The organism is Yoonia sp. R2331, from assembly GCF_041103235.1.
Taxonomy (GTDB): domain Bacteria; phylum Pseudomonadota; class Alphaproteobacteria; order Rhodobacterales; family Rhodobacteraceae; genus CANMYO01.
In genome coordinates, this window is the sequence record NZ_JBGCUN010000003.1 from 57169 (window position 1) to 80180 (window position 23012).

The 23012-nt window shown below is 60.1% G+C and carries 25 protein-coding genes and 1 pseudogene; 16 read left to right on the forward strand and 10 right to left on the reverse strand.

Annotation, left to right across the window (positions count from 1 at the left end):
- Positions 1 to 3 precede the first annotated feature (3 nt).
- The 5 genes and pseudogenes from AB3Y40_RS18220 (at position 4) to amaB (ending at position 7132) form a co-directional block, all read left to right on the forward strand.
- Positions 4 to 1200: a pyridoxal phosphate-dependent aminotransferase gene (locus tag AB3Y40_RS18220; RefSeq protein ID WP_369440315.1), complete on the forward strand. Its 1197-nt coding sequence runs from the start codon at positions 4 to 6 to the stop codon at positions 1198 to 1200.
- Entirely contained in the window at positions 1197 to 2399 is a 1203-nt protein-coding gene (locus AB3Y40_RS18225; RefSeq protein ID WP_369440316.1) for an acyl-CoA dehydrogenase, read from the forward strand. Before AB3Y40_RS18220 ends, AB3Y40_RS18225 begins: the two co-directional genes overlap by 4 nt.
- A gap of 11 nt (positions 2400 to 2410) precedes the next feature.
- Complete coding sequence (locus AB3Y40_RS18230; protein ID WP_369440317.1) at positions 2411 to 4597, forward strand: dehydrogenase E1 component subunit alpha/beta; 2187 nt, start codon at positions 2411 to 2413, stop codon at positions 4595 to 4597.
- Entirely contained in the window at positions 4594 to 5622 is a 1029-nt protein-coding gene (locus AB3Y40_RS18235) for an ACP S-malonyltransferase (protein WP_369440318.1), read from the forward strand. Before AB3Y40_RS18230 ends, AB3Y40_RS18235 begins: the two co-directional genes overlap by 4 nt.
- A 12-nt stretch (positions 5623 to 5634) precedes the next feature.
- Positions 5635 to 7132: pseudogene (gene amaB / locus AB3Y40_RS18240) on the forward strand (L-piperidine-6-carboxylate dehydrogenase).
- 346 nt (positions 7133 to 7478) lie between these two features.
- Here the strand turns inward: amaB and AB3Y40_RS18245 are convergent.
- Positions 7479 to 8168 (reverse strand): COQ9 family protein, encoded by a 690-nt coding sequence (locus tag AB3Y40_RS18245; protein WP_369440319.1) that lies wholly within the window; start codon positions 8166 to 8168, stop codon positions 7479 to 7481.
- A gap of 108 nt (positions 8169 to 8276) precedes the next feature.
- On the opposite strand from AB3Y40_RS18245, the gene rpsU reads away from it, so the two are divergent.
- Entirely contained in the window at positions 8277 to 8483 is a 207-nt protein-coding gene (gene rpsU / locus AB3Y40_RS18250; protein ID WP_072857096.1) for a 30S ribosomal protein S21, read from the forward strand.
- Between the two features lie 113 nt (positions 8484 to 8596).
- The gene (locus AB3Y40_RS18255; RefSeq protein ID WP_369440320.1) at positions 8597 to 9109 is read left to right on the forward strand and encodes a redoxin domain-containing protein; all 513 of its coding nucleotides are present in this window, start codon (positions 8597 to 8599) and stop codon (positions 9107 to 9109) included.
- A 3-nt stretch (positions 9110 to 9112) separates the two neighbouring features.
- Here the strand turns inward: AB3Y40_RS18255 and AB3Y40_RS18260 are convergent, their stop codons facing one another.
- Together AB3Y40_RS18260 and AB3Y40_RS18265 are read right to left on the reverse strand one after the other, a co-directional pair.
- Positions 9113 to 9466 carry a hypothetical protein gene (locus tag AB3Y40_RS18260; protein WP_369440321.1) on the reverse strand — a complete coding sequence of 118 codons (354 nt, stop codon included), beginning with the start codon at positions 9464 to 9466 and terminating at the stop codon, positions 9113 to 9115.
- Positions 9467 to 9584: 118 nt separating this feature from the next.
- Positions 9585 to 10043 (reverse strand): Lrp/AsnC family transcriptional regulator, encoded by a 459-nt coding sequence (locus tag AB3Y40_RS18265; RefSeq protein ID WP_369440322.1) that lies wholly within the window; start codon positions 10041 to 10043, stop codon positions 9585 to 9587.
- A 137-nt stretch (positions 10044 to 10180) separates the two neighbouring features.
- On the opposite strand from AB3Y40_RS18265, the gene ald reads away from it, so the two are divergent.
- The gene (gene ald / locus AB3Y40_RS18270) at positions 10181 to 11299 is read left to right on the forward strand and encodes an alanine dehydrogenase (RefSeq protein ID WP_369440323.1); all 1119 of its coding nucleotides are present in this window, start codon (positions 10181 to 10183) and stop codon (positions 11297 to 11299) included.
- A 209-nt stretch (positions 11300 to 11508) separates the two neighbouring features.
- Here ald and AB3Y40_RS18275 read toward each other — a convergent pair whose 3' ends face one another.
- Positions 11509 to 12324, reverse strand: coding sequence for a response regulator (locus AB3Y40_RS18275; protein ID WP_369440324.1), 816 nt, complete (start codon positions 12322 to 12324; stop codon positions 11509 to 11511).
- Between the two features lie 99 nt (positions 12325 to 12423).
- On the opposite strand from AB3Y40_RS18275, the gene AB3Y40_RS18280 reads away from it, so the two are divergent.
- The 4 genes from AB3Y40_RS18280 to AB3Y40_RS18295 all read left to right on the forward strand — a co-directional run bounded on the left by AB3Y40_RS18280 (position 12424) and on the right by AB3Y40_RS18295 (position 15053).
- The gene (locus AB3Y40_RS18280) at positions 12424 to 12588 is read left to right on the forward strand and encodes a NepR family anti-sigma factor (protein WP_369440325.1); all 165 of its coding nucleotides are present in this window, start codon (positions 12424 to 12426) and stop codon (positions 12586 to 12588) included.
- A complete protein-coding gene (locus tag AB3Y40_RS18285; RefSeq protein ID WP_369440326.1) occupies positions 12585 to 13145 on the forward strand; it encodes an RNA polymerase sigma factor in 561 nt (186 codons plus the stop codon). Before AB3Y40_RS18280 ends, AB3Y40_RS18285 begins: the two co-directional genes overlap by 4 nt.
- A gap of 14 nt (positions 13146 to 13159) precedes the next feature.
- Positions 13160 to 14833: a sensor histidine kinase gene (locus tag AB3Y40_RS18290; RefSeq protein ID WP_369440327.1), complete on the forward strand. Its 1674-nt coding sequence runs from the start codon at positions 13160 to 13162 to the stop codon at positions 14831 to 14833.
- A gap of 94 nt (positions 14834 to 14927) precedes the next feature.
- Entirely contained in the window at positions 14928 to 15053 is a 126-nt protein-coding gene (locus AB3Y40_RS18295; protein ID WP_369440328.1) for a hypothetical protein, read from the forward strand.
- A 70-nt stretch (positions 15054 to 15123) separates the two neighbouring features.
- On the opposite strand, the gene mscL is transcribed toward AB3Y40_RS18295, so the two are convergent.
- The gene (mscL, locus tag AB3Y40_RS18300; RefSeq protein WP_369440329.1) at positions 15124 to 15552 is read right to left on the reverse strand and encodes a large conductance mechanosensitive channel protein MscL; all 429 of its coding nucleotides are present in this window, start codon (positions 15550 to 15552) and stop codon (positions 15124 to 15126) included.
- Between the two features lie 154 nt (positions 15553 to 15706).
- Here mscL and AB3Y40_RS18305 point away from each other — a divergent pair, with 154 nt between their 5' ends.
- Entirely contained in the window at positions 15707 to 16405 is a 699-nt protein-coding gene (locus AB3Y40_RS18305; RefSeq protein ID WP_369440330.1) for a glutathione S-transferase family protein, read from the forward strand.
- Positions 16406 to 16453: 48 nt separating this feature from the next.
- On the opposite strand, the gene AB3Y40_RS18310 is transcribed toward AB3Y40_RS18305, so the two are convergent.
- Genes AB3Y40_RS18310 through pheT form a run of 3 tightly spaced genes read right to left on the reverse strand, consistent with a single transcriptional unit; the run spans position 16454 to position 19739 of the window.
- Complete coding sequence (locus tag AB3Y40_RS18310; RefSeq protein ID WP_369440331.1) at positions 16454 to 16903, reverse strand: YtoQ family protein; 450 nt, start codon at positions 16901 to 16903, stop codon at positions 16454 to 16456.
- 15 nt (positions 16904 to 16918) lie between these two features.
- Positions 16919 to 17350 carry a GNAT family N-acetyltransferase gene (locus tag AB3Y40_RS18315; protein ID WP_369440332.1) on the reverse strand — a complete coding sequence of 144 codons (432 nt, stop codon included), beginning with the start codon at positions 17348 to 17350 and terminating at the stop codon, positions 16919 to 16921.
- Positions 17343 to 19739 (reverse strand): phenylalanine--tRNA ligase subunit beta, encoded by a 2397-nt coding sequence (pheT, locus tag AB3Y40_RS18320; protein ID WP_369440333.1) that lies wholly within the window; start codon positions 19737 to 19739, stop codon positions 17343 to 17345. The genes AB3Y40_RS18315 and pheT overlap by 8 nt, the downstream gene beginning before the upstream one ends.
- A 131-nt stretch (positions 19740 to 19870) precedes the next feature.
- Between pheT and AB3Y40_RS18325 the strand changes: the two genes are divergently transcribed.
- Both AB3Y40_RS18325 and AB3Y40_RS18330 read left to right on the forward strand, forming a co-directional pair.
- On the forward strand, positions 19871 to 20134 hold the full coding sequence (locus AB3Y40_RS18325) for a hypothetical protein (RefSeq protein WP_369440334.1): 264 nt from the start codon (positions 19871 to 19873) through the stop codon (positions 20132 to 20134).
- A 93-nt stretch (positions 20135 to 20227) separates the two neighbouring features.
- Positions 20228 to 20488 (forward strand): hypothetical protein, encoded by a 261-nt coding sequence (locus AB3Y40_RS18330; protein ID WP_369440335.1) that lies wholly within the window; start codon positions 20228 to 20230, stop codon positions 20486 to 20488.
- Here the strand turns inward: AB3Y40_RS18330 and AB3Y40_RS18335 are convergent.
- Positions 20485 to 20721, reverse strand: a complete 237-nt coding sequence (locus tag AB3Y40_RS18335) for a hypothetical protein (RefSeq protein WP_369440336.1) — start codon at positions 20719 to 20721, stop codon at positions 20485 to 20487. The two genes, AB3Y40_RS18330 and AB3Y40_RS18335, sit on opposite strands and share 4 nt — an antisense overlap.
- Positions 20722 to 20746: 25 nt before the next feature.
- Positions 20747 to 21820: a phenylalanine--tRNA ligase subunit alpha gene (gene pheS / locus AB3Y40_RS18340; RefSeq protein WP_369440337.1), complete on the reverse strand. Its 1074-nt coding sequence runs from the start codon at positions 21818 to 21820 to the stop codon at positions 20747 to 20749.
- A 304-nt stretch (positions 21821 to 22124) separates the two neighbouring features.
- On the opposite strand from pheS, the gene AB3Y40_RS18345 reads away from it, so the two are divergent.
- Positions 22125 to 22988 (forward strand): OmpA family protein, encoded by an 864-nt coding sequence (locus tag AB3Y40_RS18345; RefSeq protein ID WP_369440338.1) that lies wholly within the window; start codon positions 22125 to 22127, stop codon positions 22986 to 22988.
- The last annotated feature ends 24 nt before the right edge of the window (positions 22989 to 23012 follow it).

The window sequence follows — 23012 nt, forward strand, 5'->3', positions numbered from 1 at the left end:
AAAATGCAAAATATCCCTGCTTCATCCGAACTTAGGCCCGCCAACAGGTTGGACGGCATCGACCTTTCTGAGATCGTGCAGATATCGGAACGGGCGGCGCGGTTGCGGGCGGCGGGGGAAGATATCGTAACGCTCTCGACCGGTGAGCCGGACCTGCCAACACCCGATCACATCATAGAGGCGGCGAATACCGCAGCGCGCGCGGGCCAGACGCGTTACACCGCGACGGCTGGCACGCCAGAATTGCGCAACGCCGTTGCCCAAGATGCAGGCGTCGCGATGTCCGATGTCATGATTTCGACCGGCGCCAAACAAGTGATCGCCAATGCCATGCTGGCGACGTTGAACGCGGGTGATGAAGTGATCATGCCTGCCCCGTTTTGGACCAGTTACGCCGATATTGTGCGTCTTGCCGGTGGCGTTCCAGTGATCGTCCCCTGTGGCATGGACACTGGGTTCAAGCTGACACCCGAAGCACTGGCCGCCGCCCTGACACCGCGCACACGGTGGCTGATGCTGAACTCTCCCTCGAACCCGTCGGGTGCTGTCTATGCTGCGGAGGAGATCGCCGCCCTTGCCACCGTTCTTGAAACGCAACCCGGCGTCATGGTGCTGGCCGACGAGATTTACCGCGAGCTGTGTTACTTGCCTTTCGCCTCTTTCACAGACGCGGCCCCTGATTTGCGTGACCGCACCTTGATTGTGGACGGTGTCTCAAAAGCGTTTTCAATGACCGGATGGCGCATTGGCTGGGGCATCGGCCCTGCGGCGCTGATCTCGGCGATGATCAAGGTTCAGGGTCAAGTGACCTCTGGGGCGTGCTCTGTCGCGCAAGCCGCCGCACTGGCTGCGGTCACCGGGGACCGCAGCCTGCTGGACACCCGCCGAGCCCTGTTTCTGAAACGGCGCGATACGGTTGTATCAGGGCTAAATGCAGTTGCTGGACTTACGTGTCCCGCGCCGGATGGCGCATTCTACGCATTCCCGTCTTGCGCTGATCTGCTGACGGACGCGGGCGGTCCCTTTGTCGATGACGCTGCCCTTTGCGCATGGCTGTTGGACACCGCAGGTGTCGCGATTGTTCCGGGCCGCGCCTTTGGTCTGCCCGGCCATTTGCGCCTGTCATTTGCCTATTCTGACGCAGACCTGTCGACCGCTTTGACGCGGGTCACCGACGCCCTTGAGAGGAAAACACAATGAAAGACGGCTTTGGCCCCTCGCTCAGCGGATTTGATTGGGAAGATCCATTCCGCATGTCCGACCAACTGACCGAAGAAGAGCGGATGATCGCAGAAGGCGCGCGCGCCTATGCCAGCGACAAGCTCGCCCCGCGCATCACGGACGCCTATCTAAACGAAACGGTCAGCCCAGAAATATTTGCTGAAATGGGTGAAATGGGGCTGCTGGGCGTTACGATCCCCGAGGCATACGGTGGCATCGGCGCGGGTTACGTGGCTTATGGTCTGGTCGCCCGCGAGGTTGAGCGGGTGGACAGCGGATACCGGTCAATGATGTCGGTTCAAAGCTCTTTGGTGATGTATCCGATCCATGCCTATGGGTCAGAGGCGCAAAAGCAGAAATACCTTCCCGGTCTGGCCGCTGGCACATTGATCGGCTGTTTCGGTCTGACCGAACCGGATGCAGGCAGTGACCCTGCGGGTATGAAAACGACCGCCAAAAAGACCGAGGGCGGCTATGTCATCAACGGCGCAAAGATGTGGATTTCCAATTCACCCATTGCGGATGTCTTTGTGGTCTGGGCCAAATCAGAGGCTCACGGCGGAAAGATACGCGGCTTTGTCTTGGACAAGGGCATGACAGGCCTCAGCGCGCCCAAGATCGGCGGCAAGCTATCGCTCCGGGCGTCCGTCACGGGCGAAATCGTGATGGACAACGTCGACGTGGGTGAAGACGCGCTGTTGCCCGGGGTCGAGGGGCTGAAGGGCCCGTTTGGCTGCCTGAACCGCGCACGTTTCGGCATTTCATGGGGTGTCATGGGCGCGGCAGAAGATTGCTGGCACCGGTCGCGGGCTTACGGTCTGGATCGCAAGCAGTTCGACCGCCCGCTGGCCCAAACGCAGCTGTTCCAGAAAAAGCTGGCTGATATGCAGACCGACATCGCCCTTGGCCTGCAGGGCAGCCTGCGGGCGGGCCGGATGTTGGACGCAGGCACCTGCGCGCCCGAGGTGATTTCCCTGATAAAGCGCAACAATTGCGGCAAGGCATTGGATATCGCACGACATGCGCGCGACATGCATGGCGGCAATGGGATCATGGCGGAATACCATGTGATGCGGCACGCCCAGAACCTTGAAACTGTGAACACCTATGAAGGCACATATGATGTCCACGCATTGATCCTTGGCCGCGCGCAAACCGGCCTTCAGGCGTTTTTCTGAGGGTTTTGAGAATGGATCGTGCGTCAATCGTGCATGAGAACTTTGCGGTGCGGGTCGGGGCGAACGATCTGCCCCAGGGAAACGCGCCGACCGGTCCCTTGCGGCCTGCACAGGCGGTGGGACTGTTTCGCGCCCAGGTTCTGAGCCGCGCGCTGGATATGCAAGCGCGGGCGATGCAAAAGGCGGGGCAAGGGTTCTACACCATTGGATCGTCTGGCCACGAAGGCATGGCTGCTGTTGCTGCGGCACTGCGCCCGACAGACATGGCGTTTTTGCATTACCGCGATGCGGCATTTCAACTGGCGCGCGCCGATCAGGCGCCGGGCCAATCGGCGACTTGGGATATGCTGCTGAGCTTTGCAGCCTCGTCCGAGGATCCGATTTCCGGTGGTCGCCATAAGGTGTTGGGCAGCCGCGCGCTGATGATCCCGCCGCAGACCTCGACCATTGCAAGCCACTTGCCCAAAGCGGTCGGGGCGGCCTATTCCATTGGCCTTGCACGACGTCGACCACCTGAACACCGCTTGCTGAAAGACGACGGGCTGGTGATGTGTTCGTTTGGCGATGCCTCGGCCAACCATTCGACCGCCCAAGGGGCGTTCAACACCGCGAGCTGGACCGCCTATCAATCCGTGCCGCTGCCCCTGATGTTCGTGTGCGAAGACAATGGCATCGGCATTTCCACCAAGACGCCTGACGGCTGGGTCGCCGCCAATTTTGCTGGGCGGCCGGGCCTGAAATACTTTTCCTGCGACGGGTTGGATATCTTTGACACCTTCCGCGCAGCACAAGAGGCTGCGCATTTTGTGCGTAGCCGCCGCAAGCCTGCATTCCTGCACATCCGGACCGTGCGGCTTTTCGGACATGCCGGCGCAGATATGCCCACGACTTATCTTCCAAAAGCCGAAGTCGAAGCAGACGAGGCAAACGATCCGCTTTTGCATTCTGTGCGCCTGTTACGAGATACCGGGGCGCTTGAGCCATCAGATGCACTGACGATCTACAACGAGACTCAGGCGCGTGTGGGTCGCGTCGCGGCCGAAGTCGTGACGCGACCGCGCCTGAAATCAGCCAGCGATGTTATGGCGTCGTTGATCCCGCCGCGACGGGACTGCAAGCCCACCAACGGGCCGACACCGGAGGCCCGGGCAAACGCCTTTGGCAGTGATTTGAAATCCATGGATCAGCCCCAGCCGATGTCCCGGCTTCTCAATTGGGCACTGACCGATCTGATGCTGGAATACCCCGAAATCGTCATGATGGGCGAGGACGTGGGCCGAAAGGGCGGCGTCTATGGCGTGACGCAAAAGCTGCACGCACGTTTTGGCCCTGACAGGATGATCGACACCTTGCTGGACGAACAATCTATTCTGGGTCTCGGCATCGGCCTTGCGCAAAACGGCTTTTTGCCGATGCCTGAAATCCAGTTTCTTGCCTATCTGCATAACGCCGAGGACCAGCTACGCGGTGAGGCAGCAACCTTGCCGTTTTTCTCCAATGGTCAATTTACCAACCCGATGGTGCTGCGCATCGCGGGGCTTGGCTATCAAAAGGGCTTTGGCGGGCATTTCCATAATGACAATTCCGTCGCCGTGTTGCGCGATATTCCCGGTCTGATCCTCGCCTGCCCGTCTGACGGGGCCGATGCAGCCCGGATGCTGCGCGAATGCGTAAGACTGGCGCGCGAGGAACAGCGGTTGGTGGTCTTCCTGGAGCCCATCGCGCTTTATCCAATGCGAGATCTGCACAAAGACGGCGATCGCGGCTGGATGCGGACATACCCGGCCCCGAATGAAAGCATCGCACTTGGCAATGTCGGAATGACCGGCGACGGCCCCGTCGCGCTGATCAGTTTCGCCAATGGACACCGCTTGTCGCTGCAGGCACAGGCGCGGCTGGCCGCAGATGGCATTGACACCCGTGTGATCGACCTGCGTTGGCTGTCGCCGCTGCCAAAGGCCGCCCTCATGGCCGCTTTGGAAGGATGTTCACACGCCCTGATCGTCGATGAAACCCGCCGCACAGGCGGCGTTTCCGAAGCGGTGATGACATTGATCGCCGAGCAAACAGACCTGCCACAAGCACGCCTTGCGGCCCATGACAGTTTTATCGCAACCGGCCCAGCCTATGGCGTCACGATGCCTGACACGGACGGTATCATTGCAGCCACAAAACAGCTGATTGGGGCGGGTCGATGAAAACAGCCGTGCTGATTTGCCCCGGTCGCGGGACTTATAACAAAGACGAGCTTGGCTATCTGTCGCGCCATTTTCCCGACCGCCAGTTGATGGCCGAATTTGACACGACCCGCACAGCGGCGGGTCAGACAACAATTTCGGACCTTGATGGCGCAGCCCGGTTCAGCGCAGCGACTCATACACGTGGCGACATCGCGTCAGGTCTGATCTTTGCGGCAACGATCGGGGACCACCTGAGTATCAACCGCAATGAAATCGACATCGTCGCTGTGACCGGCAATTCGATGGGCTGGTATTCGGCCCTTGCCTGCGGCGGGTCCGTCACCCCGCAAGCGGGCTTTGAGATCAGCAATACCATGGGCACGCTGATGCAAGAGGCATTGATCGGAGGGCAGTTGATCTATCCGTTTGTTGGGGAAGATTGGGTGCCGGACCTTGAACGCAAAGCCGCTCTTCTCGACACTGTCGCAGAAATTAACGACCGCAAAGGCAACGTTCTCGCCCTGTCCATCGACCTTGGCGGCATGCTGGTTCTGGCAGGCAATGACGCAGGCCTTGCCGCGTTCGAGGCGTCCGTCCCACCCGTTCAGGGCCGTTTCCCCATGCGTTTGCCAAATCACGCGGCCTTTCACACAGCCCTTCAGACCCAGGTAGCTGACCAAGGTCGCGCACGCCTGTCCCGTCATCTGATCGGTCAGCCGAACCTGCCTTTGATTGATGGGCGCGGGGCAATCTGGTGGCCGGATGCGTCTGACACCGACGCTCTTTATGACTACACGTTGGGAGCCCAAGTGACTGAAACCTATGACTTTACGCGCGCCATCGCCATAGCTGCGCGAGAGTTTGCGCCCGACCTGTTCATCATCACCGGACCGGGGACCACGCTTGGCGGCGCCGTTGCCCAGTCGCTGAATTTGTCGAATTGGCAGGGCCTTGCGACCAAAGCCGATTTTCAATCCAGACAAGCCGACGCGCCGTTCCTTATCGCGATGGGTAACGCGGCGCAGCGGGCTATCGTGACTTAAGGAAAGAGCCAAATGACAATTCATGGCGATACTCTCAAAGCCGCAGGACTGACCGATGCCGAACTGAAAGGGGGTAGCCTGACTGTGTGCTCCCCCATTTGACGGGACGGAGGTCGCGCAGGTCCATGAACCCCCCTTGTCGGACATGGATGCAATCATCGAAGGGTCTCAGGACGCCTTCGAAGCGTGGCGTCAGGTGCCCGCCCCGCGGCGCGGCGAATTGGTCCGCCTTCCGGGCGAAGAACTGCGCGCCGCCAAGGCCGAATTGGGCGCCGTCGTAACGCTGGAAGCAGGCAAGATCACCTCCGAGGGCTTGGGCGAGGTGCAGGAAATGATCGACATTTGCGACTTTGCGGTCGGTCTGTCACGCCAGCTTTATGGACTGACAATTGCGTCCGAGCGTCCCGGTCATCGCATGATGGAAACTTGGCATCCGATGGGCCCTTGCGGCGTGATCACGGCCTTTAACTTTCCCGTCGCGGTTTGGTCGTGGAACACTGCCCTTGCGCTTGTGTGCGGCAATCCGGTCATCTGGAAACCCTCTGAGAAATCCCCGCTAACGGCGCTGGCCGCGATGAAGATCATGAAACGCGCGCTGGCGCGGTTTGGCGATGCCCCCGAAGGTCTGGTTCAGGTTGTCATCGGCGGTGCAGATGTGGGTGCAGCCCTTGTGGCCTCGCCCGACGTTCCGATCCTTTCTGCCACCGGATCAACGCGCATGGGATCCATCGTCGGCCCGCAGGTCGCCGCCCGGTTTGGCCGCCCGATCCTTGAACTTGGGGGCAACAACGCCATGATCGTGGCCCCTTCCGCCGATATGGACATGGCGGTGCGCGCCATTGTCTTTTCAGCTGTCGGGACCGCAGGCCAACGCTGCACCACATTGCGCCGCTTGATTGTCCACAATTCGGTCCGCGTTGATCTGGTGAACAAACTGGCCAAAGCCTACGCAAGCCTGCCTGTCGGCGATCCGCGCAGCGATGGCACATTGGTTGGCCCACTCATTGATCAGCACGCCCTGACCGCGATGCAATCCGCATTGGCCGCAGCAAAGGTGCAGGGCGGCACCGTATACGGCGGCGAGGCCGTGAAGGTTGGGACAGGCGGTGCCTACGCAGCCCCTGCCATCGTTGATATGCCCAAACAGTCAGACATAGTGCGCACGGAAACCTTTGTACCCATCCTTTATGTCGTGGGCTACGATACCTTTGAGGAGGCCATGGCGCTGCACAATGGTGTCCCGCAGGGCCTATCATCGTGCATCTTCACGATGGATATGCGCGAGGCCGAAACCTTCATGTCAGCCACAGGGTCTGATTGCGGAATTGCGAACGTCAATATTGGGCCATCGGGTGCGGAAATTGGCGGTGCCTTTGGCGGTGAAAAGGAAACAGGCGGCGGGCGCGAAAGCGGCTCGGATGCTTGGAAAGCCTACATGCGGCGTCAGACAAATACGGTGAACTATTCTGACGAATTGCCGCTGGCCCAAGGCGTCAAGTTCGACTTCTGAACGTTATGAGGCCGGGAAATTTTGTGCCCTTGCCGTGCAAGGCTGGTTTGGGCGCGGCGGGGAAAGCAACAGACGCTTTTGCCCGGAGAGGCGGCCCTTGTACGATGCTCTGCGTTTGGGTGTGTTGGCGGGAAGTTGAAATCCGGTCATGATATGTCCTGTATTACGCGATCCAGCTCAATCAACCAGCGACAGGATGATTGAATATTGCCTGGTTTCGGCTTTCTGAATGACCGGTTCAGTGACACCTTTTGTACTGCAAGAAGTTCATCGCTACACCTGCAATGCAGTGCTGCGTCAGCAATGGCAGCCACAGCACAAGTCGGCTTTGTCCCGCAAAGCGGACCTATTGCTCCCGCCACATCCCCGGGAGGTCATCAAAGTCTGGCATCTGGCGTGGCGCTTTGACCCGCGCGGCAAGCTGGCCCAGGGGACCAGTCAAAGGCTTCAAGAGCGGGTTGTCACGCAGTTGAGCCTTCACCTTTTCGAACTGCATCACATCAGCGATACGTCGGTCGATGAAGGCATCGGTGGCGGCCCCGTCGGGCGAGGTATCGCCGAGCCAATACAGCACAACAGAGCCGTAGACCGCAGAAAGGGTGGCGCGTTTGGAATACCAGTTGATGTCGTCAGAGGTGTCGCCCAGTGCTGTCCAGATCGCATCCGCTGTGCCCCAGATCAGCCGCGCGCCATCGGGCGACATATGCGGTAGCGCAAAAAGCGCCGTAGCGCGGCGCACCGCCTCTTTGTCGGGCACCGCCGCCAGACGCAGGCGGATCGCATGGGCCACCTTCTCGCTATACCGCATGTCCCCAAGGTCCGCGGCCCGCATCGCGGCGATCATCGCCGCATCGCCTTGTTGGTGAGAAAGGATCGCCAGGTCGACCGCCCCGCGCGGGCAAAGTGTGGCGGCATGGGCGGGGTCGATCCCGACCTCGGCCACGGCGGCGTCAAACGTGGCAGGCGACCACCCGTCAAATGCCACATGGGTCAATGCCGCGTCCAAAAGTTGTAGCTTTAGTGGGTCGGTTTGCATTGCAATCTCCGGCTTTGTCTGAAGACTCGACAAGATAGGGCGGCCTTGCTATATGCCCACTTCCTGCAACTTATTGCAAATCCAGATTAGAAAGGTGGTGTAAACCACATGCAGGTAAGTGTTCGTGATAACAACGTCGATCAGGCGTTGCGTGCCCTGAAGAAGAAACTTCAGCGTGAGGGCGTTTTTCGTGAAATGAAGCTCAAGCAACATTTCGAAAAACCGTCCGTCCGCAAGGCGCGCGAAAAGGCCGAAGCAATCCGCCGTCAGCGCAAGCTGGCCCGGAAGAAGGCCCAGCGTGAGGGTCTGCTCTAAGAGCAGCTCGCGACGTTACGAATAGGCCCCCGTCAGAGCAATTTGGCGGGGGTTTTTCATTCTTGTGCGTTGCTGCTATCGACATGCAGCAAATAATCCCGGAAAGGACCGATATGACTCGCCTTCCCAACCCCGGTGCGCCTTTCCCCAATGTGATTGTGTCCGCGCTCGAAGGTGGCCAAATGTCACTGGGCCAAGTGCCCGATTGGGGTCTAGTGGTGATCTATCGCGGGTTGCATTGCCCCAAGTGCAAAGATTATTTGCGCCAGCTCGAGGCGCTGCGCGATGATTTTGCAGCCCTTGATGTGACGGTCATTGCAGCCTCTGGCGATCCGGCAGACCGAGCACAGGCGATGGTCGATGAAACGGGGTATGGCGGGCCGATGGGCTATGATCTGAGCGTGCCGCAAATGCGCGATCTGGGGCTTTATATCTCGGACCCGCTATCAGATACGGAAACGGATCGCCCCTTTGCCGAACCAGGGCTTTTTGTGATCAACCCGGCCGGCCAATTGCAGGTCCACGACATCTCGACCGCGCCTTGGGCACGGCCCGATCTGACGATGGTCCGAGACGGGATCAGGTTTGCGCAGGATAAGGGGCGGCCGCCGCGCGGCACGCACTAGGCGCTATTGCTTCACGTATTGGGTCTGCTTGCCGCGACCCTGGTCGCGCACCGTGACAAGCGCGTTGCCGTCCACCAGCACCACGATGCAGTCAGCTGGCAGGTCTTCACCACCCAGCGCGCGGTTGAAACAGGCCATGCCATTCTGATAGCGCCATGTGCCAGTCAGATCCTTGCCTGCGGCCCCACCTGACAAGGTGCCGTTGCCATTGAACCGGAACCAATTTCCATTGGCGTCGGCATAGGCGTTATCAACGACCTGCGCGCGAAATATATCGCGGTCGCCGATTTGCTGCCACTCGGCCAGCACCGGGGTTGCAAGGGTCAAAGGGATGAGGGCGGCGAGAAAACTACGCATCAAATGCTCCATTTACCAATCTCAACAGAAGTGGTGTCAGCCAGCGCCCGGGTCAAGACCCCGGGATGGCGGGCGGGGCGTTTTGCGCGGGCATTCGCCCGTGCAAGAGCGGCGCACGTCAGACCGGCAGGGCCGTCGTCTGCCGCACAGTGCGCAGCGCGAAAGACGATTGCATCTGCGCCACTCCGGGCAATGTCGCCAGATAGCGGCGGTGGATGCGGGCAAAATCCTCGGTATCGCCTGCCACGACCTTCAATAGGTAATCCGCCGTGCCCGCCATCAAATGACATTCCAGCACATCCGGCACGCGGGCAACTGCGCGCTCAAAGGCGTCAAGCACCTCATCCGCCTGGCCTGACAGGGTGATTTCGACAAAAACTGTCGTGGGCCGTCCCATCTTGCGAGGGTTCAACAGCGCGACATAGCCCGCGATGATCCCGTCCTTTTCCAACCGCTGGATGCGGCGGTGACAGGCCGAGGGGGACAGGTTCACCTTATCCGAAAGCTCTGCATGGGACATCCGGCCTTGCTTTTGCAACACCTCAAGGATTCGGCGATCTATGTGGTCGATTTCCATCTGACGCAGGTTCCTATCGAGATTTCTGATTTCAGCGCAAGATTTCACGACAGATTGCGCTATCACCGCATAATCAAGGCTGGGACATTGCGCAAGAACGCTCCGATGCTGGACCCAACACTATCAGGAGACGTGCCATGCATATCGGATGCCCGACAGAGATCAAACCGCAAGAATTTCGGGTCGGCATGACGCCCAACGCCGCGCGCGAGGCTGTGGCCCACGGCCATCAAGTCACCGTGCAATCCGGTGCCGGGGTGGGTGCGGGGTTCACCGATGAGGATTATCTGGCCGCCGGTGCGCAGATCGCGGGTAATGCGGCAGACATCTTTGCCGCCGCCGATATGATCGTGAAGGTCAAGGAACCCCAAGCGGTTGAGCGCCAGATGCTGCGCGCGGGTCAGATCCTGTTCACCTATCTGCATCTGGCTCCGGACCCCGATCAGACCCACGACCTGATCGCCTCGGGCGCCACTTGCATCGCCTATGAGACGGTGACAGACGCCCAAGGTGGTCTGCCGCTGCTGGCACCCATGTCAGAAGTGGCCGGGCGATTGGCCCCGCAGGTTGGCGCCTGGACATTGCAAAAGGCCAATGGCGGGCGCGGTGTGCTGATGGGTGGCGTGCCCGGCGTTGGCCCGGCCCGCGTGGTGGTGATTGGCGGCGGGGTTGTTGGCACCCATGCGGCGCGGATCGCGTCAGGTATGGGCGCGGATGTGACCGTGCTGGACCGGTCCCTGCCCCGGCTGCGTTATCTTGACGATGTCTTTGGCGCGCAGTTCAACACCTCTTACGCCAGTGCGGGCAACACCGCTGATTTGGCGGCAGAAGCTGACCTGATCATCGGTGCGGTTCTGATCCCCGGTGCCGCAGCACCCAAGCTGATCAGCCGCGCGCAATTGGCCGACCTCAAACCTGGTGCTGCACTGGTGGATGTGGCGATTGATCAGGGCGGTTGCTTTGAAACCTCGCGCGCCACCACGCATCAGGACCCGATCTATGACGTCGATGGGATCATGCATTACTGCGTGGCTAATATGCCGGGTGCCGTGGCGCGCACCTCGACCATCGCCCTTGGCAATGCAACCATGCCTTTCATGCTGGCATTGGCAGATAAAGGCTGGCGACAGGCCTGCGCGGACGATCCGCATTTGCTGAATGGACTGAATGTGCATGCGGGTCAGTTGACCTATTATGCGGTTGGCAAGGCTTTGGGCATCGACGTGCTGGCCCCCAGCCTTGCCCTGAAAGCCTGAACAGGGTCTGAATGCGCCGCACGGCAAGTGTGTGCGGCGCTAATTCATAAGCTTTTTCAGCGCATTACGTGCAATCTAAAAGAACGTCCAAAATTTCGGGGAACCGAAGTGTATCTTGGGTCGTTATCACAACTCAAAGGCGCCTGTCCCCGTGCCTTACAGACCGGTAACGCGCCTTCCCGAAACTTGCGCGTTGCCGGTCTTTCCCGTCAGGCTTGCAGCGTTTCGGTCGAGGCAAAGAACATCGCCTGCGCCACCGCAGACCGCACCTGATCTTCGGCATAGGGTTTGGTGATCAAGAATGCCGGTTCCGGCTTGGCACCGGTCAACAGCCGTTCGGGAAAGGCTGTGATAAAGATCACCGGCACATCGCCGAACAGGCCCAGCAGATCATTCACCGCGTCAATGCCTGACGATTTATCCGCCAGTTGAATATCGGCCAGGATCAGCCCCGGACGCGCCGTTCGCGCCAATTCAAGTGCGGCTGCATGGGTCCGGGCGACGCCGGTGACGGTATGGCCCACTTCTGACACGATGGTTTCAAGGTCCATGGCGATGACCGCCTCGTCCTCGATGATCAGGATGTCGCCCACCACGCTTTGCGCCATCTCGGCGTGCGCGATGCCAATCAGACGCGCGGCCTTTGCCGCGGTGGTGCCAATGATCTGCCCCACCTCGTCGTCGCTGAACCCTTCAAGCGTTTGCAGCAACAAAGCCTCGCGCGTGGCAGGTGTCAGCTTGGCCAGGTGCGCCTGCGCTGCTGCCTCAATCCGGGTCGCGGCGTCATCAGCGTCAACTGGCGGACGACCGGTCCAGATCCGGTGCATCACCGCAAATAGCGCCACTTTGACAGGGCCATCACCTGTCAGCGCACCGGGGTCCGACAGAATGTCTTGCAGCGTGGCAAGGGCAAAGGCGTCACCGCTGTCCTGTGATCCGGTCAATGCACGCGCATACCGCCGCAAATAGGGCAAATGCGCCGCAACCGTCGCTGAAAGGTCATCCTGCGCCGTCGCAATTGTCATCACGTTTTCCATTTTCCTAGGTTGTTATGGAACTTAACGCCTATCTTGGCGTTTAGTTCCTGAAAACACATTTACCCTCAATCCGCGGTTTCAAACAGCATGTCAAAAGACCAACCCAGCGAAACGGCCAAAGCGTTGATCGACGCCAACCTGCGCCGGGTCTTTTCGGAGGCTGCCGAGGAAGAATTGCCCGAACGCTTTCACGAGCTTTTGGCCCAGCTCAAGACTCGCGCGTCGCCACAGGACGACGGGCCGCAGAAATGACGACCGCCCCCGATCTTGAAGAAGAGTTGGTCAGCCACCTGCCAGCCTTGCGCGCCTTTGCAATCAGTCTGGCGCGCAACAAGAGTCAGGCTGATGACCTGGTGCAAGACACCATCGTCAAGGCCTGGACCAACATTGGCAAGTTCGCAGCCGGCACCAATATGCGCGCCTGGCTGTTCACCATTTTGCGCAACAATTTTTATTCCGAACGGCGCAAGGCCAGGCGCGAGGTGGCCGATATTGACGGCGCGATCACCGCAAAACTGGCGGAAAAGCCCGCCCATGACGGGCGCTTGCAGTTTCAGGATTTCAAGCGGGCGTTTGACACGCTGCCTGTGGAACAGCGCGAGGTGTTGATCCTCGTGGGGGCCTCTGGCTTTTCCTATGAAGAGGCCGCAGCCATGTGTGGCGTCGCCGTGGGCACGATCAAAAGCCGCGCAAACCGGGGCCGCAAGCAACTGGCGGTGCTGATGCATTTGGATACCGATGGCCCGGTGGAATTGACCGACCGGGCCACAATGGCCGTGGTCGCAAGTAGCGGCGGTAAGACGGTGTGAAGGCGCGCTTGGGCATGGCCGGGCGCTTGCCAGTTCGGATCATGCTGCTTCTGACGCTGGCGTTGCTGCCGCTGGGCTATCTGGGCGTGATCCAGACCACCGCAACAACAGCCGTGGCCGATAACCACCTGCGCCAATCCTTGATCGGCGCGACAGAGGTCGCCACACAATCCGCCACGCTGACGTTGGAAAACGCAATGGGCGTGGCCGCCGCAATGGCAGGGTTGACCGTGCCGGTGCTGGATCAGCCTGCGGCCTGCCGCGCGGTTTTGTTGGGGGGCCTGCACGCGGTTCCTGCCCTGGCAGAGGCAGTCATCGTGAACCCCGAGGGCCACGTGATATGCGCGACCGCTGATACCATCGCCGCCCCGGCGCTGCCCACCGATCTGGCCGATCGCACCGCAGACGGCGGCCTTGTGATTTATCCTCAAACCCATTCCATCGCGACCGGCGATGCGATGGTGAGCCTGCTGTGGCCGGTGACCAGTGCGCAAGGCGTGCCGCTTGGACATGTGGCGTTGTATGTCCCCTTGGACCCGGTGCCACTCAGCGCGCCGGACGCACCACTGTCATTGTCGCTTTATACGCCGGATGGGCTGTCGCTGCTGTCAGGCGGTGACGCGCCAACGATGGACCAGGTGGTTGCTATAACAGGCGGTCAACTGCAACAGGCGACCGCAGGCGAGATCACAGGGCCGGACGGTACTGTGCGCATGCTGGTGGTGCGCCCTATGATCCCTGACCATGTCTATGCCGTGGCCACTTGGCCGCGTCCGCCGCGCGATGCTGCCATTTTCGGCCTGCCGGGGCCGCTTTTTCCACTCCTGATGTGGGGGGCAAGCCTTGCTGTGGCATATCTTGCCATGCACCGGCTGGTGGTGCGCCATGTTCAAAGACTAGACCTTCAGATGCGCGATTTTGGCCGCCATCGCCGGATCAGTCCGCCGACCACCGACGCCGGTGTTCCCGCTGAAATCCGCGCGCTTGAGGCGACGTTTCAGGGCATGGCGCTTGATCTGATCAGTGAAGAGGCACGGATGGAAGACGCGCTGCGCGACAAGAACATCCTGATCAAAGAGGTGCACCACCGGATCAAAAACAACCTGCAACTGGTGTCGTCGATCATGAATCTACAGGTGCGTGAAACCCAAAGCGCAGAGGCGCGCGATATTCTGGACCGGCTCAAGGATCGTGTGCGCGGATTGGCGACGGTCTATGGCCACCTTTATGCCGCGCAGGACATGCAGCGCACGCAAGCCGCGCAATTGCTTGAGGATGTCTTTGGCCCGGTGCTGAACCCCAGCACCTTGCCCGGCGCGCGGATTGATGTGCAGACCGCCTATGACAACGCCAACTTGTCCGCAGATCAGGCCGTGCCGTTGACATTGCTGGCCAGCGAATTGGCGATGTTGACATTGCGCGTGGTTCTGGACGCCGCCGATCAGCCGCACCAAATTGCGGTTACGTTCTCGGCGCCGTCAAGCAAGCTGGCGGAACTGCGGATTGATCATCAGGTCCCCGAAGGCGGCATGACACCCCAGGAACAGGACGGGTTGGAGATGCGGCTGGTGCAGGCCTTTGCCCGGCAACTGGACAGCACCGCGCAGATCACCCGCACCGATAGTGGTCGCAGCATCGCTGTTGCCTTTGATCTGCAGGCTTTTGACTATGCGGATCGCAGCTTTTGAGGCGGGTTTCCGCCTACGTCAAGCAGAATTGGAATTAAGAGGGAACCAGATCGCCGCTGCCGCGTTAACCATTTGTTAATAAATGGGTGAGCGAATGGACGGTACCACATATCTGATTGCAACGGCGGGGCTTGCGCTTGCGGCCTGTGTGATCTTGATGCTGACCCGTTCACAATCACCAGCCAAGCGCCCCGACCCGGCGCGCCGCACAAAGCACTGATGCACAAATTAGAAAGGCCCGCCGATCTTGGCAGGCCTTTGCATGTTTGTCCGGATGATCCGGCGCGGACTTATTTTGCCAGCGCGTCGCGGATTTCCTTGAGCAGGTCCAGCTCTGTGGGGCCGGGATCTTCTGCCGGGGCTTCCTCTTCTGCTGTTTCAGCAGCGGCTTTGACCTTGTTGACGTAGCGCACCAGCATGAACACCACGAACGCGATGATCAGAAAATTGATGATCGCCATGATGAAAGCACCATAGGCAAAGACGGAGGCACCCGCTTCGCGTGCGGCTTCGAGTGATGCGCCCTCTGGCACTTCACCACCCAGCACGGCATAGTTGTTGGTGAAATCAACACCGCCCGACACAAGGCCGATAATCGGGTTAATCAGATCGCCAACCAGCGATGTCACGATGGCGGTAAAGGCCGCGCCGATGATGATACCAACGGCCATGTCCATGACATTGCCTTTGGCGATGAAGTCCTTGAATTCAGATAGCATAGTGTCCCCTGTTCCAGTTTTTTAGCTTGCGCAGCATGACTTCTGCGCGGGCGTGCACAGTCGTATCGCATTTCGTTAACATTCCAAGGGGTTTTATTCGGTCAATGCTCCCCCCAAGTTGACTGTCTGATCCACTTTTAGGGGAAACCGCAGAATGACGGACCTTTCACACTTTCCGATCACCAAACGCTGGCCTGCGAAGGACCCGTCGGTGATCCAGCTTTATTCATATCCCACGCCCAACGGGGTCAAAGCCTCAGTTGCACTGGAAGAAATGGGCCTTGCTTACGAACCGCATCTGGTGACGTTGGCCGACGCTGACGTCAAAAGTGACGCCTTTCTGTCGCTGAACCCCAACAACAAGATCCCCGCAATTATTGATCCTGACGGCCCTGACGGACCGATTGGTCTGTTCGAAAGCGGTGCGATCCTGCTGTATCTGGCGGAGAAGACAGGCAAGTTCATTGGGCAAGACGCCCGTGACAAGGCCCACATAACCCAGTGGCTGATGTTCCAGATGGGCGGCGTTGGTCCGATGTTCGGGCAGATGGGGTTCTTTCACAAGTTCGCAGGCAAGGATATCGAAGACCCGCGCCCGAAACAGCGCTACGTGGACGAGGCCAAGCGCCTGCTGAACGTGCTCGAGGGCCAACTGGCATCGCGCGACTGGGTTGCCGGTGACTATTCCATTGCGGATATGGCGATTGCGCCCTGGCTGAACGCGCTGGAATTCTACGGCACAAAGGACATCACGGGCTACAATGACCTGACCCATGTCCCGGCCTATGTGGAACGCTTCTACGACCGCCCCGCGGTGCAAAGGGCCAAGCGCATTCCCAACCCCGACGGCTAAGCGCCCACGGGGGCGGGTCACCCGCCCTGCCCGGTTTGACCTGATGGGTCAGCCGGGCAGCTTGTCCGACAGCACATAGTCCAAAATCTGGACCACCTGCTGCGGCGTTTCCACAACGGCGAGCGCCGCGGCATCCACCTCTTTCAGCGCATGCTGATGGTCGGCCCCGTGCATGACGATGAGCGATTTGCCAAGGGCGGCGGCCATACCGGCATCAAAGGCGGCGTTCCACTGCTTGTACTTTTCGCCAAAGCGAACAACGACCACATCAGCATTCTCGATCCCATGCCGCGTGCGAATCGCGTTCAGCTTGGCGCCCTTGTGGTCATGCCAGAACTTGTCCGGCTCTGGCCCCATGATCGCAACGCCGCAATCATCTGACGCCGCATGATCAGTGACCGGGCTGTCAAAGACAACATCCAGCCCCGCCGCACCGGCGGTGATCTGGTCACGCCAATCGGTATGGATTTCGCCAGAAAGATAGATGCGCAGGGTCATGGGGTGTCCTTTTCTTTATAGTTGCAAGGTCATGTAGACCTTGTTGCCGTCCTGCCCAGCGTCGGTCCAACCGAGGCGGGCGTAGAACGCGCGGGTTGCGGACATGTCGGCGTGGGTTGTCAGTTGGACCTGCCGGTGGCCCGCCGCGCGGGCGGCATCGGTGGCGAGGTTTACCAGCTTGCGGCCCAGCCCCTGCCCTTTGACGTTCGGATCAACGGCGAGGTTGGCGATTTTGGGCGGGTCCGACAGGATCAGGACAATGCCACCGACGATTTGACCGTCAAGTTCCGCCACCCAAACAGGGTGATCCCGGATATCGGCATCCAATCCTTCGGCCACAGGTGGCAGATCAAGATCAGCAAAGGCCGCATAGGCGGCCTTTACAACCCGCACCAAACCCTGCGCATCGGACGCAACGGCCCGGCGCAGGATCAGGGCATCAGCCACGCAGGGCGCCCCCGGTGGCCTTCGTCACCTTTTCGACGATCTTGGCACCGACCGCTGCGATGTCGTCATCCTTCAGCGTCTTGTCCATCGGTTGCAGCCGCACGGTGATGGCGAGCGATTTCTTGCCCTCGCCCAGCGATCCGCCGATGAATTCGTCAAAGACGCGCACGTCTGTGATCAGCGCCTTGTCAGCCCCTGCAGCGGCATTGACCAGCGTCAGCGCCTCGACATCGGCGTCCACGACAAAGGCGAAGTCACGTTCAACCGCTTGCAGATCGTTAATCTTCGCAGCCCCTTTGTTGGTGGTGCGGTTCTTTGGCTGCGGAATCTCATCAGGCCAAAGCGTAAAGCCCATCGCGGGGCCTTTGACATCCATTTCGCGCAACACCTTGGGATGGATATCACCAAAGACACCCAGCACCTTTTTCGGCCCCAGACAAATCATGCCGTGGCGGCCGGGATGCCACCACGGGGCGGCACCGCGCAGGATTTGCACCTTTGCAGGCGCACCCATTGCGGCCAATACAGCCTCTGCATCCGCTTTCACGTCATAGACATCCACCGCGCGGGACGCCCCAAGGACGTCCTTGGGCCCCGTCCGGCCGACCAGCAGGCCAGTGACAAGCGTGTGCTGCTCGCCCGGTTCGCCGCCGTGGAAAGCGTCACCCACCTCGAACAGGGCCATGTCCATGAAACCACGCGCCTGATTGCGGGCGGCGGCCTGCAACAGGCCGGGCAAAAGCGCCGGGCGCATATGGCTCATCTCGCTGGAGATCGGGTTTTCCAGCATGGTGTTGTCTTCACCGCCCATGAACAGCGCGGCGGTCGGCTGGTCGATGAAGCTATAGGTCACACATTCATTGTAGCCAAGCGCGGCTGCTGTGCGGCGCGCCGTACGCGCGCGCGTCTGGCTTTGCGTCAGGATCGGCTTCGGCACCCCTGCATTGATCCGCGGCAATGGCTTGCCCTCAAGCTTGGTCAGCGAGGCGATGCGCGCGACTTCTTCGACCAGATCAGCCTCTCCCTGCACATCGGGACGCCAAGGCGGTACATGGGCCATGTCACCTTCGAGCCGGAAGCCAAGTGCGGTGAGCGTCTGGCGCTGGGTCGCTTCTGGGATGTCCATGCCGACAAGGCTGATCACCCGCTTGGCGTTCAGCTTGTAGCTGCGCATGGTGTCTGGCACCCGGCCCGCAGAGACGAGGTTTGAGGCCTCACCCCCCGCAATGTCGAGGATCATCGCCGTGGCATGATCGACCCCGTTGGGGGTAAAGGACGGATCAACACCGCGTTCAAACCGATAGCGCGCGTCAGAGTTGATTTTCAACGCGCGGCCCGTATAGGCGATCTGGATCGGGTCCCAATAAGCGCTTTCCACAAAGACATTCACCGTCTCGGGTGTGCAGCCGGTCTCGGCCCCACCCATGATACCCGCGATGCTTTCGGGGCCGTTGTCGTCAGAAATGACCATCTGGCCCTTGGACAGCGTGTAGGTCTTGTCATCCAGCGCTACGATCTCTTCCCCACCAGTGGCACGGTGCACGCGCAGATTGCCCGAAACCTTGTCAGCGTCAAAGACATGCAGCGGGCGGTTCAGGTCGTAGGTGAAGAAGTTCGTCACATCGACAAGAAAGGAAATCGGGCGCAGGCCAATGGCGCGCAACCGGTCCTGCAGCCACTGCGGGCTGGGGCCGTTTTGAACGCCACGGATCAGGCGGCCATAGAACGCAGGGCAGCCGTCGCGCGTATCGTCATCAATGCTGACGGTGAGCGGCGACTGAAAGCTGCTTTCGACCGCTGGCGTGGTGAGCGGCTTAAGCGTCCCAAGGCCGCGCGCCGCCAGATCGCGTGCGATCCCATGGACACCCAGCGCGTCAGGGCGGTTCGGGGTAATCGCGATCTCAATGACCGGATCGACCTTGGCGGGGTCATTTTGCGCCAGCCAGTCGGTGAAGGATTGACCAACCTCGCCAGAGGGCAATTCGATAATGCCATCATGTTCGTCCGACAGTTCCATCTCGCGTTCTGAGGCCATCATGCCGTAGCTTTCGATCCCACGGATCTTGCCCACGCCAATGGTGGTGTCGATCCCCGGAACATAGACGCCCGGTTTGGCGACAACCACGGTGATGCCTGCGCGCGCATTGGGCGCACCACAGATAATCTGCAACTCACCCTCGTCAGTGTCGACCTTGCACACCCGCAGCTTGTCGGCATCGGGATGCTTTTCCGCGTGGGTGACATAGCCAAGTGTGAAATCCCGCAGCTTTTCAGCCGGGTTTTCAATGCCTTCCACCTCAAGCCCAAGATCGGTCAGGGCCTCGGCGATGGCATCCACGGATGCATCGGTTTCAAGGTGGGTTTTCAGCCAGGACAGGGTGAATTTCATCGGGCGAGGTTCCGCAATATCAGGTGTTCGCGCGTTCTTAGCGCATGTCACGGCAGGGCGAAAGGTGGGGGTTTAACCCATGCTTTACCGCAATGCGCCTATACCAGAGGCCCCATGCAAAGGAGCGGCCAATGCAGTTGTCTGGTCGAAGCTATATCTTCGTGGCGGCGACCCTGTTGCTTCTGGCAACGGCGCTGAAATTTTATGCCGACTACGCCGCGACAGAAGCGGGTCAAGCGCGGCTTTTTGCGTTGAAGATCAAGGTCTGCAACGCGATCTCTGTCGATCTGTCAGGACTTCGAATGGGCTGTGATGCGGGCCTGATCACAGACACAACCGGGGCCGCCAACATCATGCCCAAAGGCGGCGGCAGCACGATCCAAATGGGCAAATAAGGGGCTGAATGGTCGCCTAATCACCGACATTCCGGCAAATTTTCGGCAAATTGTTCCCGTATCCAGCACAATGAGAACTGCTGAGGCTGGATCATGGAACTGACCGGACGCACATATATTTTTGCCGCTGCAACGCTGGTGCTCTTGGCCGGCGCATTGGGGCTATATTCAGATCACATCGCCAAAGGTGGCAAGATGAACCTTGCGGGCATGAAGATTTCGAGCTGCCAAAGCAGCTCTGTCCGGACCAGCAATGTGCAACTTGGGTGTCAGTCCGATACGCTGGGCAGCTCTGTCGGATCGGGCCAGATTTCGCTGCGCGGATCGGCCAAGACCATCCGGGTCGGTGGCTAGTCCTTTTTCTGATCCTGCCAGTAGCGATGGTGCACCGTCATGTAGGGTGCAGCCACGATGAACACCACGATCAACAGCAAGAACGCCCAGCCCGAGCGCAAGACCTCAAAGAGCAGCCAGAAGAACACCAGCGGCACAATCCAGACTGCATAGCCCTGCACGCGGGTCAGACGTGCCGCCAGCAGATGGCAGGCGGTTAGATAGCGCTGGAACAGGTTGGGCGGATTGGTCATACGCTCCCCCTTCTGGGCTATTGCGTTACCGCGACAAGCCGCCATGCAGCGTTGGTACGTCCAGCGCGGCAAAGCCATAGTGGCGCAGCCAGCGCAGGTCGGAATCAAAGAAAGCGCGCAGATCGGGGATGCCGTATTTCAACATCGCGATCCGGTCGATCCCCATGCCAAAGGCAAAGCCCTGCCAGTCTGCCGGGTCAATGCCACCGGCCTGCAGCACCTTGGGGTGCACCATGCCAGAGCCAAGGATTTCCAGCCAATCGTCGCCTTCGCCCACTTTCAGGGTGCCGCCTTCCCATGAACAGCGGATGTCGACCTCTGCCGACGGTTCGGTGAACGGAAAGTGGCTGGCGCGGAAGCGGATGTCGACATGGTCGACCTCAAAGTAGCTTTTGACGAACTCTTCCAGCACCCACTTTAGGTTCGCCATCGAGATGTCTTTGTCGATCGCCAGACCTTCGACCTGGTGGAACATCGGTGTGTGCGTCTGGTCATAGTCAGCGCGGTAGACACGGCCCGGACAGATGATCCGCGTCGGCGCGCCTGTCGCCTCCATTGAGCGGATTTGCACCGGACTGGTGTGGGTGCGCAACACATGCGGCGGGCGGTTATCGCCGGGCGCGCGGTGGGTGTAGAACGTGTCCATCTCGGCCCGCGCGGGGTGATGGCCGGGGATGTTCAGCGCATCGAAATTGTACCAGTCGCTTTCGATTTGCGGCCCTTCGGCTACGCGGAAACCCATGTCTGCAAAGATCGCCGTGACCTCTTCTGTGACCTGGCTGATCGGGTGGATCGTGCCGGCAGGGCGCACCCGGCTGGGCAGTGTGACATCCAGCCATTCCTCGCGCAGGCGCGCATCAAGGGCGGCATCAGCCAGGGCGGATTTCTTGGCGACAAGCGCGCTGTTGATCTCATCCTTCAGGGCATTCAGCGCCGGGCCTGCGACTTGCCGCTCTTCCGGGGTCATCTTACCTAAGCCGCGCATCTGCAGGCTGATTTCGCCCTTTTTGCCCAGTGCGCTGACGCGCAGATCCTCGAGCGATGCCTCGTCATCGGCCTTGCCGATCAGGTCCAGATATTTTGCTTTCAGATCGTCCATGTCACGCCCTTATGTGCCTGAACGTCCTGCTACCGCGCCCCGGTTGGCGGTGCAAGCCACCGTCGCCTGATCCGTGTGCCCGGACCACCTGATCCAGTTTGATTCCTTAACAAAAGCGCGATTTTCGATCACACCAGACAAGATGACGCAAGGAGAACTTTTCAACCCACAAGATATATAATCCTTCACAAGATGTTGTGTGAGTATAGAATTTGCGAATTACAGGATGATTCTGTTGCGCTGAATTTTTGTGCGCTGCGCGCGAAAACTGCCAATTCGCGAAACGTTGGGGGTAATTGGGATGATGACGAAATTTAGTGTCCGGCAATCGCTGGACGAAGCAAAGGCCGAAGGTCGCACCACTGAAAAGATCTTGCTAGGATTTGTCGCCTTGGTGCTATGCGGCGCGCTGGGATTGGGCGCAGGGATCATGTTGACCCGCGATGGCAGCACCGCACCAGTACAGACCGCAGCCGTGATCACCGACACCGCACCCGCCACTGGCCAGACCACCCGGCGCGGGGTCCGCTGGCGGCCTGGGGCGGCGGAGGCAGAAGTCGCCGAACGGCCTGCTGACTTGCCCGTCCCGGTCGTCCCAGTGGCTGTTGCCAGCACCGCAGAGTCGGAACCGGCGCCAGAATGGCAAGAGCTTGTGACCCGCGCAACGGATGCGATGGCGACCGCACCCATTGCGCCAATACCCACCACAGCGACGGCAACGGCTACAGTCACAGAAGAGATTGCCGCAGCCGCCGACCCCGCAACGGCCGTGCCGCTGTGTGTCGAACAGCTTGGCATTGTGTCATCGGCCACCACCGTACCCTTTGAAGTCGGTGCCGTCGCCCCAGACCCCGCTGATCTGGGGCTTGTGCGGCGGATGCTGCAGATTCTGGCAACCTGTGACGGGATCATGCTGGCGGTCGAGGGACACTCGGACGCCACCGGTTCGGAACTTCAGAATATCGCCCTAAGCTGGCAGCGCGCCGAGGCCACGATTGCCATTCTCGCTGCTGAAGGGTTTGACACTGCACGGGTTGAACCGCTGGGGTTTGGCGCGCGCAAACTGCTTGATACCACTGGCACACCGGAAGGTGACGCGCTGAACCGCCGGGTGGCCTTCCACATCGCGCCGGTCGAAGGCAGCGATCTGGCGGCCATGTTCCAGTAGGGCGCAACGCCCCCTCAAGTACGA

Coding starts and splice junctions, on each gene's coding strand:
- AB3Y40_RS18295 (WP_369440328.1), top strand. CDS start 14,928: ATGGACGGTACCACATATCTGATTGCAACGGCGGGGCTTGCGCTTGCG.
- AB3Y40_RS18325 (WP_369440334.1), top strand. CDS start 19,871: ATGCAGTTGTCTGGTCGAAGCTATATCTTCGTGGCGGCGACCCTGTTG.
- AB3Y40_RS18285 (WP_369440326.1), top strand. CDS start 12,585: ATGACGACCGCCCCCGATCTTGAAGAAGAGTTGGTCAGCCACCTGCCA.
- AB3Y40_RS18330 (WP_369440335.1), top strand. CDS start 20,228: ATGGAACTGACCGGACGCACATATATTTTTGCCGCTGCAACGCTGGTG.
- mscL (WP_369440329.1), bottom strand. CDS start 15,552: ATGCTATCTGAATTCAAGGACTTCATCGCCAAAGGCAATGTCATGGAC.
- AB3Y40_RS18290 (WP_369440327.1), top strand. CDS start 13,160: ATGGCCGGGCGCTTGCCAGTTCGGATCATGCTGCTTCTGACGCTGGCG.
- AB3Y40_RS18220 (WP_369440315.1), top strand. CDS start 4: ATGCAAAATATCCCTGCTTCATCCGAACTTAGGCCCGCCAACAGGTTG.
- AB3Y40_RS18275 (WP_369440324.1), bottom strand. CDS start 12,324: ATGACAATTGCGACGGCGCAGGATGACCTTTCAGCGACGGTTGCGGCG.
- AB3Y40_RS18280 (WP_369440325.1), top strand. CDS start 12,424: ATGTCAAAAGACCAACCCAGCGAAACGGCCAAAGCGTTGATCGACGCC.
- AB3Y40_RS18225 (WP_369440316.1), top strand. CDS start 1,197: ATGAAAGACGGCTTTGGCCCCTCGCTCAGCGGATTTGATTGGGAAGAT.
- AB3Y40_RS18255 (WP_369440320.1), top strand. CDS start 8,597: ATGACTCGCCTTCCCAACCCCGGTGCGCCTTTCCCCAATGTGATTGTG.
- pheS (WP_369440337.1), bottom strand. CDS start 21,820: ATGGACGATCTGAAAGCAAAATATCTGGACCTGATCGGCAAGGCCGAT.
- AB3Y40_RS18235 (WP_369440318.1), top strand. CDS start 4,594: ATGAAAACAGCCGTGCTGATTTGCCCCGGTCGCGGGACTTATAACAAA.
- AB3Y40_RS18310 (WP_369440331.1), bottom strand. CDS start 16,903: ATGACCCTGCGCATCTATCTTTCTGGCGAAATCCATACCGATTGGCGT.
- AB3Y40_RS18305 (WP_369440330.1), top strand. CDS start 15,707: ATGACGGACCTTTCACACTTTCCGATCACCAAACGCTGGCCTGCGAAG.
- AB3Y40_RS18265 (WP_369440322.1), bottom strand. CDS start 10,043: ATGGAAATCGACCACATAGATCGCCGAATCCTTGAGGTGTTGCAAAAG.
- pheT (WP_369440333.1), bottom strand. CDS start 19,739: ATGAAATTCACCCTGTCCTGGCTGAAAACCCACCTTGAAACCGATGCA.
- AB3Y40_RS18345 (WP_369440338.1), top strand. CDS start 22,125: ATGACGAAATTTAGTGTCCGGCAATCGCTGGACGAAGCAAAGGCCGAA.
- AB3Y40_RS18230 (WP_369440317.1), top strand. CDS start 2,411: ATGGATCGTGCGTCAATCGTGCATGAGAACTTTGCGGTGCGGGTCGGG.
- AB3Y40_RS18260 (WP_369440321.1), bottom strand. CDS start 9,466: ATGCGTAGTTTTCTCGCCGCCCTCATCCCTTTGACCCTTGCAACCCCG.
- AB3Y40_RS18245 (WP_369440319.1), bottom strand. CDS start 8,168: ATGCAAACCGACCCACTAAAGCTACAACTTTTGGACGCGGCATTGACC.
- AB3Y40_RS18335 (WP_369440336.1), bottom strand. CDS start 20,721: ATGACCAATCCGCCCAACCTGTTCCAGCGCTATCTAACCGCCTGCCAT.
- ald (WP_369440323.1), top strand. CDS start 10,181: ATGCATATCGGATGCCCGACAGAGATCAAACCGCAAGAATTTCGGGTC.
- rpsU (WP_072857096.1), top strand. CDS start 8,277: ATGCAGGTAAGTGTTCGTGATAACAACGTCGATCAGGCGTTGCGTGCC.